Annotated in this window: 11 protein-coding genes; 7 read left to right on the forward strand and 4 right to left on the reverse strand. The window is 64.8% G+C overall.

Annotated features, from left to right (window positions below; genetic code table 11):
• Positions 1 to 116: 116 nt before the first annotated feature.
• From hisC to ACGYLA_RS11180, 3 genes are read left to right on the forward strand one after another with little or no spacing between them, the layout of a single operon-like run.
• Entirely contained in the window at positions 117 to 1199 is a 1083-nt protein-coding gene (hisC, locus tag ACGYLA_RS11170) for a histidinol-phosphate transaminase (RefSeq protein WP_394432441.1), read from the forward strand.
• Entirely contained in the window at positions 1199 to 2119 is a 921-nt protein-coding gene (locus ACGYLA_RS11175; protein ID WP_394432443.1) for a prephenate/arogenate dehydrogenase family protein, read from the forward strand. The genes hisC and ACGYLA_RS11175 overlap by 1 nt, the downstream gene beginning before the upstream one ends.
• Complete coding sequence (locus ACGYLA_RS11180; RefSeq protein ID WP_394432445.1) at positions 2116 to 2910, forward strand: extensin family protein; 795 nt, start codon at positions 2116 to 2118, stop codon at positions 2908 to 2910. Before ACGYLA_RS11175 ends, ACGYLA_RS11180 begins: the two co-directional genes overlap by 4 nt.
• 7 nt (positions 2911 to 2917) lie before the next feature.
• On the opposite strand, the gene ACGYLA_RS11185 is transcribed toward ACGYLA_RS11180, so the two are convergent.
• Positions 2918 to 3925 carry a DUF2125 domain-containing protein gene (locus ACGYLA_RS11185; RefSeq protein ID WP_394432447.1) on the reverse strand — a complete coding sequence of 336 codons (1008 nt, stop codon included), beginning with the start codon at positions 3923 to 3925 and terminating at the stop codon, positions 2918 to 2920.
• A 66-nt stretch (positions 3926 to 3991) separates the two neighbouring features.
• Here ACGYLA_RS11185 and ACGYLA_RS11190 point away from each other — a divergent pair, with 66 nt between their 5' ends.
• The 3 genes from ACGYLA_RS11190 (at position 3992) to ACGYLA_RS11200 (ending at position 7730) form a co-directional block, all read left to right on the forward strand.
• Positions 3992 to 4522 (forward strand): gamma-glutamylcyclotransferase, encoded by a 531-nt coding sequence (locus tag ACGYLA_RS11190; RefSeq protein WP_394432449.1) that lies wholly within the window; start codon positions 3992 to 3994, stop codon positions 4520 to 4522.
• 71 nt (positions 4523 to 4593) lie between these two features.
• Positions 4594 to 5793 carry a biopolymer transporter ExbB gene (locus ACGYLA_RS11195; RefSeq protein ID WP_394432451.1) on the forward strand — a complete coding sequence of 400 codons (1200 nt, stop codon included), beginning with the start codon at positions 4594 to 4596 and terminating at the stop codon, positions 5791 to 5793.
• Positions 5793 to 7730, forward strand: a complete 1938-nt coding sequence (locus tag ACGYLA_RS11200) for a peptidoglycan -binding protein (RefSeq protein WP_394432453.1) — start codon at positions 5793 to 5795, stop codon at positions 7728 to 7730. The genes ACGYLA_RS11195 and ACGYLA_RS11200 overlap by 1 nt, the downstream gene beginning before the upstream one ends.
• 15 nt (positions 7731 to 7745) lie before the next feature.
• Here the strand turns inward: ACGYLA_RS11200 and ACGYLA_RS11205 are convergent, their stop codons facing one another.
• The 3 genes from ACGYLA_RS11205 to gloB all read right to left on the reverse strand — a co-directional run bounded on the left by ACGYLA_RS11205 (position 7746) and on the right by gloB (position 11960).
• Positions 7746 to 8699: a M23 family metallopeptidase gene (locus tag ACGYLA_RS11205; protein ID WP_394432455.1), complete on the reverse strand. Its 954-nt coding sequence runs from the start codon at positions 8697 to 8699 to the stop codon at positions 7746 to 7748.
• Entirely contained in the window at positions 8696 to 11017 is a 2322-nt protein-coding gene (clpA, locus tag ACGYLA_RS11210; protein ID WP_394432457.1) for an ATP-dependent Clp protease ATP-binding subunit ClpA, read from the reverse strand. The genes ACGYLA_RS11205 and clpA overlap by 4 nt, the downstream gene beginning before the upstream one ends.
• Before the next feature lie 175 nt (positions 11018 to 11192).
• Positions 11193 to 11960 carry a hydroxyacylglutathione hydrolase gene (gene gloB, locus ACGYLA_RS11215; RefSeq protein WP_394432460.1) on the reverse strand — a complete coding sequence of 256 codons (768 nt, stop codon included), beginning with the start codon at positions 11958 to 11960 and terminating at the stop codon, positions 11193 to 11195.
• Positions 11961 to 12023: 63 nt separating this feature from the next.
• Here gloB and ACGYLA_RS11220 point away from each other — a divergent pair, with 63 nt between their 5' ends.
• Positions 12024 to 12770 carry a class I SAM-dependent methyltransferase gene (locus ACGYLA_RS11220; RefSeq protein WP_067262215.1) on the forward strand — a complete coding sequence of 249 codons (747 nt, stop codon included), beginning with the start codon at positions 12024 to 12026 and terminating at the stop codon, positions 12768 to 12770.
• Positions 12771 to 12853: the final 83 nt, after the last annotated feature.

A 12853-nucleotide genomic window follows, 5' to 3' on the forward strand; every position in this document is an offset into this window, starting at 1 on the left:
GGGCGGCGGGCAGCAGGGCAACAGCCTGTCCGCTGGCGCCGCGGATGCAGAATGATTCTGGCATCACCGCGACACCCCCGATAGAAGGGCGGCAGTAGCGTGAGGATGAGAGCGAGATGACACAGATCGCACCGCAACCGGGCATTATGGAGATTGACCTTTATCAAGGGGGTGCGGCGCATGTCGCGGGCCTTGAGAATGTGGTCAAACTCAGCTCGAATGAGAACCCGCTGGGGCCCAGCCCCGCCGCCGTCGAAGCCTATCGTCGTGCGGCCTATGACCTGCATCGCTACCCATCCTCCGACCATAGCGCCCTGCGCGCCGCCATTGCCGAGGTGCTGGGCCTCGATGCCGAGCGGATCATCTGCGGCGCCGGTTCGGATGAGATCATCGCCTTCCTCTGCCAAGCCTATGCCGGACCGGGGACCGAGGTGGTGCATACCGAGCACGGCTTTGCCATGTACCGCATTTCCGCCCTCGCCGCAGGTGCGACGCCGGTTGAAGTCCCCGAGCGTGAGCGGGTGACCGATGTCGATGCCATCCTCGCCGCCTGCACCGAGGCGACGCGGCTCGTGTTCATCGCCAACCCAAACAACCCCACCGGCACGATGATCGGTCTGGCCGAGATCGAGCGTCTGGCCGAAGGGCTGCCGCCGCAGGCGCTTTTGGTGCTCGACGGGGCCTATGCCGAATATGTCGAGGGCTACGACGGCGGGGCCGCGCTGGTCGACCGGCGCGACAACGTAGTGATGACGCGCACTTTCTCCAAGCTCTACGGTTTGGGCGGGCTGCGCATCGGCTGGGGCTATGGGCCGGGCCATGTGATCGACGTGCTGAACCGGGTGCGGGGGCCGTTCAACCTGTCGCAGGCCGCGCTCAACGCCGCCGAGGCGGCGATGCGCGACCGCGCCTATACCGACCATTGCCGGGCCGAGAACGCCCGCTGGCGCACGTGGCTGGCCGATGCGCTGGCCGAGATCGGCGTGCCCTCGGACGTCTCGCTCGCCAATTTCGTGCTGGCCCGCTTCGCCAATCAGGCCGAGGCCGAGGCTTGTGACGACTACCTCAAGACCCAAGGGCTGATCGTGCGCCGGGTGGCGGGCTACAACCTGCCCAACTGTCTGCGCATCACCGTGGGCGATGAAAGCGCCTGCCGCCGCGTCGTCCATGCCGTGCGGCAGTTCAAAGGGGGCAACTGATGGCGCAGGTCTATGACAGGGTCGCCCTCATTGGGCTGGGGCTGATTGCCTCCTCGCTTTTCTGGGCGATGAAGCGCGGCGGTCTGGCGGGCGAAGTCACCGGCTATGCCCGCAGCGACGAGACCCGCGCCACGGCGCGTGAAATCGGGCTTTCCGACCGGGTCTGCGACAGCGCCGCCGAGGCCGTCGCGGGCGCCGATCTGGTGGTGCTCTGCGTGCCGGTGGGCGTTATGGGCGCCGTGGCCGCCGAGATCGCGCCGCATCTGGCACCCGGGGCCACGGTCACGGACGTGGGCTCGGTCAAGGCAGACGTGATCGCGCAGGTGGGGCCGCATCTGCCCGATGGCGTGCATTTTATCCCCGGCCACCCGCTGGCGGGGACCGAGCATTCCGGCCCGCGCAGCGGCTTTGCCGAACTTTTCGACAACCGCTGGTGCCTGCTGGTCCCGGTGGAAGGCACCGATAAGGGCGCCATCGCGCGGCTGCGCGCGCTTTGGGAAGGGGTGGGCGCCAATGTCGAGGAAATGGACGCCGAGCATCACGATCTGGTGCTGGCCGTCACCTCCCACGCGCCGCACCTCATCGCCTATACGATGGTGGGCGTGGCCGACGATCTGCGCCGGGTGACCGACAGCGAGGTGATCAAGTATTCCGCCGCCGGTTTCCGCGACTTCACCCGGATCGCGGCGAGTGACCCGACAATGTGGCGCGATGTCTTTCTGACCAACAAGGACGCGACGCTGGAAATCCTTGGCCGTTTCACCGAGGAGCTTTTCGCCCTGCAACGCGCCATTCGGACCGGCGACGGCGATCATCTGCACGCCTATTTCACCCGTACCCGCGCGATCCGGCGCGGCATTATCGAGGCGGGGCAGGATACCGACGCGCCCGATTTTGGCCGGGGCGCGCCCAAGGCATGAGGGTCTGGGCTGTCCTGCCGCTGATCATGCTGGGGCAAATCGCCTTGGCTGCGGGGCCGGACAGTTCTGAGCGCCCCGTGGCGCGTCAGCAGGGGGATAGCTTGCCGGTCAGCGTCGCCCCCGGCGGCGCGATCGCCCCGCCCGAACGTGACCCCGCCGCCCGTGCCGCCGCCGAGGGCGGGCAGGGAATGAAAGCATCGCTCCGTCCCACCCTGCGCAGCGCGAAGGTCGAACAGGCTGCTCGAGCACGCCAGCGGATGTTGGCCAAGGGTGCAGTCTGCGGCGATCTGGCGATACAGGGCACGCGGGTGGGCCGGGTGCCGGGCCGGATCAGCGGTTGCGGGGTTGATAATGCAGTCAAGATACGCTCGGTCTCGGGCATCCGGCTCAGCACCGCGGCGGTGATGGATTGCACCACGGCCAAGGCGCTGAACACATGGGTGCGGCAATCGGCTGTGCCTGCTTTGGCGGGGCAGGGCGGCGGACTAAAGGAGCTCAAGGTCGCCGCGCATTACGCCTGCCGGACGCGGAACAACCGCAAGGGCGGTAAGATCTCCGAACATGGCAAGGGCCGCGCGATCGACATTTCCGGGTTTGAACTGGCGGACGGCAGCACGATCAGCCTGTTGAAGGGCTGGCGCGCGCGGCGCAGCAGCGCGGCTTTGCGACGGATGCACCGAGGCGCCTGCGGACCCTTCGGCACGGTACTGGGGCCAGAGGCGGACCGCTTTCACCAAGACCACTTTCACTTTGACACGGCGCGCTATCGCAGTGGCAGCTACTGCCGCTAAGCGGCGGTCAGGGCTGGACCAACCGCGGCGCGGGGCCAAGCGGGATCCCCGCCAGCATCATCTGACCGTCCGTAAAGATCAGGTCAAGGTCCAATCCGCCCGGCGTGCCGCCCCGCGCTTCCAACAGCCGCAGCATGGTGTCGACCTGCCCGCGCATCGACGGCGGGAGAAAACCCGCACGTTCGCCTGCGTCCAGCAGTTTGGTCCAATTGGTGACCCGCAGGCTCAGCACCCCATCGGGAATGCCCACAGCGTCAAAGGTAAGCGCCCCCTCGGCGCCCAAAGCCACCTCGCCCCAAGCGGCGTCCACATTCTCAACCGTCAGCGCGTCGATCTGCGGCAGGGTGCCTGCCATCGCGCTGTGCCGGTCCAGCGGGCGGGCAAAGGTCACGGCCATCCGCGCCGAGAGGATCGGCTGCCCGCCGGGCTGGCCCGCGCCATCGCCCAAAACCTTGCGCAGCAAGGGGCCGGGGGTGATGCCGCCGGGCAGCAGCGCGATGTCATAATCCCGCGCCGCACTGCCCGATTGCGCGATCCGCATCCGCGGCTCTTCGGCCTCCAGCAGCAGCCCGTCGGGCCCGTCGACCTCAAGATGCGTGCTGCGAAGCTCCATCGCCTCCAGCTGAAGCGAGGTGCCGGGATGCAGTTCCAGATCGGCGCGCAGGTCGCGCATCTTCAGCGTCAGGGGCAATGCGCCTGCGGGCAGGTCGGCCGCCGCAACAGGCGCGCGGGCCGAGAGATCACCGGGCCACCAGACCGGGGCGGAGAGATCAAGCTGCGGGGCCTCAAATGCCAGACCGCGGGCCGGGTCTGCCACGGCAAACCCGCTCAGCCGGTTTTGCAAGGACAGGGGAAAGCCCGCTTTGTCGATGTCTTTGAGCGTCACCTCCCAACCCGCCGCGCGGCGGGTGTCGAGCAGGCGGGTCAGGGTGCTTTGCATCTGCGTCGTGGCGGCAGCCCACCACGCAGCCCAGAGCACCGCGAGCACAATCAGCAGCCAAACCAGTTTCCGCATTTCGATAGCCCTTCAAATCGTGCTTCAGATGCGGTTTACCGAAGGCCAGCAGAAAGGACCAGCAGGATGACAATGTGGGTATTTGGCTATGGCAGCCTCTTGTGGAACCCCGGTTTCGAGGTGGCGGAAAGCGTGATCGCGACGCTGCCGGGCTATGCCCGATCGTTCTGCATGCGCTCGATCCATCACCGGGGCACGGTCGAACAGCCGGGGCTGGTGCTGGCGCTCGACGAATCCGTCCGCTCGGCCTGCGAAGGCATGGCGATGCGGGTGGCTGCGGGGCATGAGGCGCAGACGCTGGAGTACCTGCGCGAGCGTGAGCTGATCTCTTCGGCCTATGTCGAGAAAACCCTCACCGTGCATCTGACCGATGGCCGCGACGTGGAGGCGGTGACCTATGTGATCGACGCGGCGCATGAGCAATATTGCGGTGGCCTGCCCTTGGAAGAACAAGCGCAGATCATTGCCCGCGCCGTAGGCGGACGCGGACCAAATACCGAGTATTTGCTCAACACCGCCGTGCATCTGTCCGAAGTGGGCTTGCATGACCCCGCGTTGGAGTGGTTGCATGACCGGGTGAAGGCTTTGACCTCATAAAAACTTGGCAACTCTTTGCCGTTTCAGTGTAAGCTGCGGCAAGAGCAGAACAAAGGGTCAGGAAAGGCCGCATGGCACAGCCAGACCGCAAGGCAAAACCGCAGTTTTCACAGCCGGTGCGTCAGATTTCTCTGATGCTGATCGCGCTCGGCCTCACGGGGGCTGGGGTCTTTCTGGCGTTGCCACGGGTGCTGCCGATCTTTGCCGCGAACCCATGGCTGAATGGGGTCATCATCTTTGTCTTCATCGTCGGTGTGCTGGCCTGTTTCTATCAGGTGATGCAGCTTATCGGCTCGGTCCGCTGGATCGAGGATTTCGCCGCTGGCAATGCCGAACCCGATGCCAAGCCGCCGCAATTGCTGGCGCCTTTGGCGTCGCTTCTACGCCAGCGCGGCGCGCGGATGCAGGTCAGTACGACCTCCACCCGGTCGATCCTCGATTCCGTCGCCTCACGCATCGACGAAGTGCGCGAAATCACGCGCTATATCGTCAACATGTTGATTTTTCTCGGTCTTTTAGGGACATTCTACGGGCTGGCCACGACCGTTCCGGCTGTGGTCGACACGATCCGCTCCCTCGCCCCCAGTGAGGGTGAAGCGGGCGTCGATGTCTTTGGCCGTCTGATGACCGGGCTTGAGGCGCAGTTGGGCGGCATGGGCGTGGCCTTCGGCTCTTCGCTTCTGGGGCTTGCGGGCTCTCTCGTCGTGGGGTTGTTGGAGCTTTTCGCAGGCCACGGGCAGAACCGCTTCTATCAAGAGCTGGAAGATTGGCTGAGTTCCATCACGCGGGTCGGGCTGACCTCAGGCGATGATGTGAGCGATCAGAACATTATGGCCAGCGTGATGGATCAGATGGTCGAACAGATGGCCGAGATGCAGCAGATGTTCACCCAATCCGACGTCAGCCGCGCCATGGTCGACGACAAGCTGGGCAAGCTGGCCGATGCCGTGGACCGGATGACCACGCGGATGGAGCATGACACGACCACCAACAGCGCGCTGGAGCGGGTGGCCGATGGGCAAGACCGGTTGATCGCCACGCTCGAAGGTCAGGTCGCGGGCGAAGGGATCGACGCGGAAAGCCGGATGCGCTTGCGCTCCATCGACGTGCAGATGCTGCGTATCTTGGAAGAGATTTCTGCCGGGCGGCAGGAAACCATGGCCGAATTGCGCAAAGATATCTCTCTGCTGGCCAAGGCGCTTTCCGGACAACGCGCCCCTGAGGCCCGCCGCCTGCGGGCGGGCGATACCTCCGGTGGCGGGGACCAGTAATGGCACTTTCCCGGCGGACAGGCGCACGGTTTCAGGGCTCCATCTGGCCGGGGTTCGTCGATGCGATGACCGGGCTTTTGCTGGTTCTGATGTTTGTACTGACCATCTTCATGGTGGTGCAATTCGTCCTGACAGAGCGGATTAGCGGGCAGGAAAGCGAGCTTAACGAATTGGCCGGAGAGGTCGCGGCCCTTGCCCAAGCGCTTGGCGTCGAAGAACGCACCACCGCGCGTTTGGAGGCTCGGCTCGGCGCGCTGAATGCCTCACTGAACGACGCGCGTGATGAGGTGTCGCGGCAAGAGGCAGTGATCGCCGGGCTGACTTCTGAACGCGACGCGCAAGCGGCTGCCTTGCAGGCGGCGGAGGCCGAGATCACCGGCTTTGAGGCACGGGTGGCCGCGCTCTTGGCGTCGCAGGCGGAAGATCAGGCGCGCATCGGTGACTTGGAAGACCGCGAAGCCGCGCTGTTGGATGAGCAAGAGGCGCTGAACCTCGCGCTCAGCACCGCGCGGGAGGAGATCGACGCGCAGGCGGAAACGGCCCGGCTTGCCGCCGCGAAACGCGAGGCGTTGGATGCGCTGGTGGCCGATCTGCGGGCGCAAAACGCCGAAGCCGAGGCCGAAGTCGCCGCCCTCAATGCCGAGGTGGCGGAGGCCGAAGAGGCGCTCAGCGCCGAGGAAGCCGCCCGTCTGGCCGAAGCCGCAGCGGCGCAGGCGCTGCGCGACCGGCTGGAGGATGCGGATGCGGAATTGACGGCCATGACCCTTTCGCTTGAGGCGCAGCGCAAGAAGGCCGAAGAGACGCTGACCCTTTTGGCCGCTGCCCGCGCGGCGCGCAGCGACCTCGACAGTGAGCTTGCCGCAGCGCTGCTGCGGATGGAGCGGCTGGAGGAGAGCGGCGCGGGGCTGGAGGCCGAGCGCGCCGCGCTCACCGAAGAGTTGGAAGCCGCGGAAGGCACCGAAGAGGACCTGCGCGCGCGGTTGGCGCAGGCCGAGGCGACCGAGCAGACGTTGAACGCCCGTCTGGCCGAGGCGCTGGCCCGTGTGCAGCGCCTAGAGGAAGAGGGAGAGGCGCTGAGCGGCACGCAGTCGGATCTGCGCGAACGTTTGGCGCAGGCGCTGGCGGCAAAACTCGCGGCGGAGACTTTGGCCGAGGATAAGACCACTGCCGCCGAACGCCGTGCTGCCCTTTTGGCGCAGGCCGAAGAGACGCTGGCCGAGGAGAAAGCCGTGAGCGCCGCGGCGCAGCGGCAGACCGAGTTGCTGAACCAACAGGTCGCGGAACTGCGCGCGCAACTGGGCAACCTACAGGCGTTGCTCGATGACGCCGTGGCGCGGGATGCGGCGAAATCGGTGGAATTGCAATCGCTTGGCTCCGAGTTGAACACCGCGTTGGCGCGGGTCGCGGCGGAGGAACGCCGCCGCGCCGAATTGGAGGCGGCAGAGCGCAAGCGGCTTGAGGAAGAGAGCAAGAACCTTGCCCAGTACCGCTCGGAATTCTTTGGGCGGTTGCGTGATCTGCTGGGCAACCAGGAGGGTGTGCGGATCGAAGGCGACCGTTTTGTCTTCTCCTCCGAGGTGCTTTTCGCGCCGGGCAGTGCGGTGCTGAGCCAAGACGGGCAGGGTGAGATTGCCAAGGTGGCGGGCATTCTGCGCAGCGTTGTGGATGACATCCCGCCCGAGATCGATTGGGTGATCCGCGTCGATGGTCATACCGACAATGTGCCGCTTTCCGGCTTTGGGGAGTTTGCGGACAACTGGGAACTCAGCCAAGCGCGGGCGCTGTCGGTGGTCAAATATATGGTCAATTTCCTCGGCATTGCGCCGGATCGTTTGGCCGCCAATGGCTTTGGCCAGTATCAGCCCGTGGCCGAGGGCAATACCGAGGCTGCGCGGGCGCAGAACAGGCGGATCGAGTTGAAGTTTACCGAGAAGTAGGCAGGCAGCCCCGGCCTATCGCAGGGTCAGAACGCCGGTCTTTTCGTCGATCACACGGCCCTCGCGCAGCAGGGTGACCCTGCCCGTATAGCGCCCGGCGGCCCATGGCGCAGAAGCCGCGCGTTTGCCGATGGCCCGAAAGGCTTGCGCCTGCGGCTTCTCCATCACCACATCCCTTTCGATGACCGTGCCTTTTGGCCCGGCGAGGCTGAGGCGCATCACGTCATCCTTTTGCGTGCCATAGCTGTAGCCATAGATGACCAAGGCAGGGGCCTCTTTGGGCAGGCTGTCGCGATGGGCTTCGCCCGCCTTGATCTCATCATAGCTGGGCACGCGGTCGGCAAAGCCAAGCGCAATCAGCCCGCCGGGGCGGTAGGGCGGGGTGTCTTGCCAGAGGGTTTTGCGCAGCTCGACGTCACAACTATGGCCTTCGGGGGCGAATGGATCGACGGGCTGGCCGTGATGGCGCAGCGACAGGTGCAGATGCGGAAAGGCAGCTTTGCCGGACTGGCCAACGAGCCCGAAAGCGTCGCCAACCGCCACCTCCTGCCCTTCCTGCACGCGGAGCGAGCCGTGTTTCAGGTGGCAGTATTGCGTCTCCCATCCCTGGCCGAGGTCGATCACCACGCCATTGCCGCATTCGCGCCCTTGGACCTCCGAGAGCGGTGCGCCATCTGGCATCCCGTCCCGCAGTCCTTTGACTACCCCCGCCGCCGCCGCGCGCACGGTCACGCCCGCGGCCATCGCCGCGCGGTCGGGCAGGGCGAAATCCGTGCCCTTGTGGCCGTCATAGGTTAGGCCGGAACAGCGGTAGTCCTCTGCGCCGCCGCTCGGGTCGCGGTCCATATATTGTTGGATGTGGCAGTCCTGCCCAAGGGTGCAATCCAGCGGGAAGGCCAATTGCAAATCCTCCGCCAGCGCAGGGCTGGCGGAGGAGAGGATCAGGGCCAGTGCGGCCCGATAGATCATTCCGCGGTGAGCAGCGGGGGGCGATCACCGGAAAGACGCTTGCTTTCGCTGCCCAAGACTTTGAGCGTCAACTCATCATCTTTGACGCCAACCTTGACGACACCGCCTTTGGCCAGCTTGCCAAAGAGCAACTCCTCGGCCAGCGGCTTCTTGATGTGCTCTTGGATCACACGGCCCAAGGGACGCGCGCCCATCTTGTCGTCATAGCCCTTGTCGGCAAGCCATTCGGCGGCCTTCTTGGAGAGCTCGATGGTCACGTTGCGGTCCATCAGCTGCGCTTCGAGTTGCAGCACGAACTTCTCGACCACCCGCAGGATCACCGACTTCGGCAGCGGCGCGAAGGAGATCACGGCGTCCAGACGATTGCGGAACTCCGGCGTGAAGGTCCGCTCGATCGCGGCGGTATCCTCGCCCTCGCGGCGGTCGCGGCCAAAGCCCACAGCCGCTTTGGCCTGTTCGGAGGCGCCCGCGTTGGAGGTCATGATCAGCACCACATTGCGGAAATCCACCGTGCGGCCATTGTGATCGGTCAGTTTGCCGTGGTCCATCACCTGCAACAGGATGTTGTAGACGTCCGGGTGCGCCTTCTCCATCTCGTCGAGCAGCAGCACGCAATGCGGATGCTGGTCCACGCCATCGGTGAGCATGCCGCCTTGGTCAAAGCCGACATAGCCCGGAGGCGCGCCGATCAGACGGCTGACCGCGTGTTTCTCCATATATTCCGACATGTCGAAACGCAGCAGTTCCACGCCAAGGGTGTCGGCCAATTGCTTGGCCACCTCGGTTTTACCCACGCCAGTGGGGCCAGCGAAGAGGTAGTTGCCGATGGGCTTGTCCGGCTCGCGCAGGCCCGCACGGGACAGTTTAATCGCCGAAGACAGCGCCACGATGGCGTCATCCTGCCCGAAGACCACCCGTTTGAGAGAGCTTTCCAGATCCTTCAGCACCACCACATCGTCTTTGGAGACATTCTTCGGCGGGATGCGGGCGATCTTGGCCACCACGGCCTCGACCTCCTTGGTGCCGATGGTCTTGCGGCGCTTGGAAGCGGCGACGAGGTGCTGGGCGGCACCGGCTTCGTCGATCACGTCAATCGCGCTGTCCGGCAGCTTGCGGTCGTTGATGTAGCGATGCGCCAGTTCCACGGAGGTCTTGATCGCGTCGGAGGTGTATTTGACGCTGTGATGCTCCTCGAAATAGGGTTTCAGCCCCTTGAGGATCTTGGTGGCGTCTTCGACCGAAGGCTCGCTCACGTCGATCTTTTGGAACCGGCGGCTCAGCGCGCGGTCCTTCTCGAAGTGCTGGCGGAACTCCTTGTAGGTGGTGGAGCCCATGGTGCGCAGTTTGCCGCCCTGAAGTGCGGGCTTCAGCAGGTTGGAGGCATCCATTGCGCCGCCCGAAGTGGCACCGGCACCGATCACAGTGTGGATCTCGTCGATGAAAAGCACCGCGTCCTTGTGATCCTCAAGCTCGGTCACCACGGCCTTGAGCCGCTCCTCGAAGTCACCGCGGTAGCGGGTGCCGGCCAAGAGCGCGCCCATGTCGAGCGAGTAGATCGTGGTATTAGCCAGCACCTCAGGCGTTTCACCGGCGACGATCTTGCGCGCCAGACCTTCGGCGATGGCGGTCTTGCCCACGCCCGGATCACCCACCAGCAGCGGGTTGTTCTTGCGGCGGCGGCAGAGCACTTGAATGCAGCGCTCAACCTCGCCCTCGCGGCCGATCAGCGGGTCGATGTCGCCTTCGCGGGATTTGGCGTTGAGGTCCACGCAGTATTTCGCCAGCGCGGATTCCTTCTTGTCGCCATCGGTGACGCTTTGGGCCTCTTCCTCGGTCTCGGGCGCGCCTGTGACGGGGCGGGATTCACCATAGGCCGGGTCTTTGGCGACACCATGGGCGATGAAGTTCACCGCGTCATAGCGGGTCATGTCCTGCTCTTGCAGGAAATAGGCGGCGTTGCTCTCACGCTCGGCAAAGATGGCGACCAGCACGTTGGCGCCCGTCACCTCGGTCCGACCCGAGGATTGCACATGGATTGCGGCGCGTTGGATTACGCGCTGGAAAGCCGCCGTTGGCACCGCTTCGGAACCGTCGATGTCGGTGATCAGATTGCTGAGATCATCGTCGACGAATTCCACCAGCGTATCGCGCAGGTCAGAGACATCGACGGAACAGGCTTTCATGACCTGCACGGCATCGGGTTCATCGAGCAAGGCCAGCAACAGATGTTCAAGCGTTGCGAATTCGTGGCGGCGGGCATTGGCCAGCGCGAGGGCCGCGTGGATTGCCTGCTCAAGTGTAGTCGAGAATGAAGGCACGGGCGTGCTCCTTTTCGATCGGGGTCGGTGAGGTGCTGAGACGTCTCAGGCCCCGGTCCGACCATGGCCTCATAGTATTAGAGTTTGGTTGATCATCGCCCATCTTCAAGAAGATTCTGGTCCGAATCGGTCACATTTGCCGTGAGCGAGGACTTTAAGCCATGATTGCAGGCGCTTAGAACTGGTCTTTTCGCCTGCGGATTTCGGTGAACACTTCCGTGTCGGTGGCGTCTGGCATCCCCAAGGTCGCGCGGATGGCCGGGTCGGCGGGGCGCAGGAAGGGATTGGTTTCTAGTTCCAGTGAAAGCGACGAGGGGACGGTCGGCTGTCCCTTGGCACGGGCGCTGTCGATGTCCTTGGCCCTTGATATAAGGGCGGGATTGTCCGGATCAACGGTCAGGGCGAATTTTGCGTTGGCGGCGGTATATTCGTGGCCCGAGCAGATCGTCGTGTCACGGGGCAGGGCGGCCAGCTTTTGCAGGCTTTCCCACATCTGCGCGGGCGTGCCTTCGAAGAGCCGGCCACAGCCAAGCGCCATGAGGCTGTCTGCGGTGAAGGCCGCCTTGGCTTGGGGCATATGGAAGGCGATATGGCCCACGGTATGGCCAGATACGTCGAGCACTTGGGCCGCAAGCGCGCCCAGCTTGATGTTGTCACCCTCGGCCACCGCGCGGTCGAGCGGGGGCAGGCGGTGGGCATCGGCTTTGGCGCCGATCACCTCGGCGGGGAAGCGGGTGAGCAGTTCGGTCAGACCTTGAATGTGGTCGGGGTGGTGGTGGGTCAGCCAGACTTGGCTCAGCGTCCAGCCGCGGCGGTCAAGCTCTGCCATGATCGGCGCAGCCTCGGGCACGTCGATCAGCGCCACCGCGCCGCTGTCATGGTCACGCAGCAGAAAAGCGTAGTTGTCCGACAGACAGGGAATCGTGACCAGATCAAAGGCCATGGCGTCTTACCTCGCTGTGTTGTTATGGTCCGGTAAGAGTGACACTCACCAAGGCGGGCTGCAATGCATCTTGATGTACAGGATCTGCGCAATTTCTATTATCGCAGCGCGTTGGGACGTGCGGCGCAGAAATCCCTGCGCGGGCGGTTGTTGGAGCTTTGGCCCGAGGCGAAGGGCCAGACCGTTGTCGGCTTTGGCTTTGCCGCACCCCTGCTGCGCCCCTATCTGGCGGATGCGCGGCGGGTGATGGTCTTGATGCCCGGCCCGCAGGGGGTGATGCCTTGGCCGGCGGGGATGCCCAACACCTCGGTTCTGACGGAAGAGACGCTTTGGCCGGTCGAGACGGGGGCGGTGGATAAGCTGGTGCTGATGCACGGGCTCGAAACCTCCGAACGGCCCAGTGAACTGCTCGACGAATGCTGGCGCGTGCTGGGGCCGGGGGGCAAGGCGCTGTTCATCGTGCCAAGCCGCGCGGGAATGTGGGCGCGGCGCGACCGCACGCCTTTCGGTTATGGGCGGCCCTATTCGCCGGGGCAGTTAGAGACGCAGTTGCGCAAGCATCAGTTCCTGCCCGAACGGCACCTTGGCGCGCTGTATCAGTTCCCGTCACAGCAGCGAATCTGGATGAAATCGGCGCCTTTGTTCGAGAAAATCGGACGTCAGATGCCGACGATGATGGGCGGAGGCGCGATCTTGGTGGAGGCCACGAAACTGGTTTACCCGCCGCGAGGCCGCCCGCAACGCAGCACCGCGAGGCGCGCCATCGGGGTCTTGGAGGGGATGGCAGAGCCGCAGGCCAAACCGGTCTAAACGCCTCAGCGCCTTGTAGACTTAGCGCATGCAGTAAGCGAGGGGGCTGGATTCGTGGGCCTGCTCCAGCGGTGAGTTGGGGT

This window comes from Sulfitobacter sp. 1A13679 (assembly GCF_043557115.1).
GTDB lineage: Bacteria > Pseudomonadota > Alphaproteobacteria > Rhodobacterales > Rhodobacteraceae > Sulfitobacter > Sulfitobacter faviae.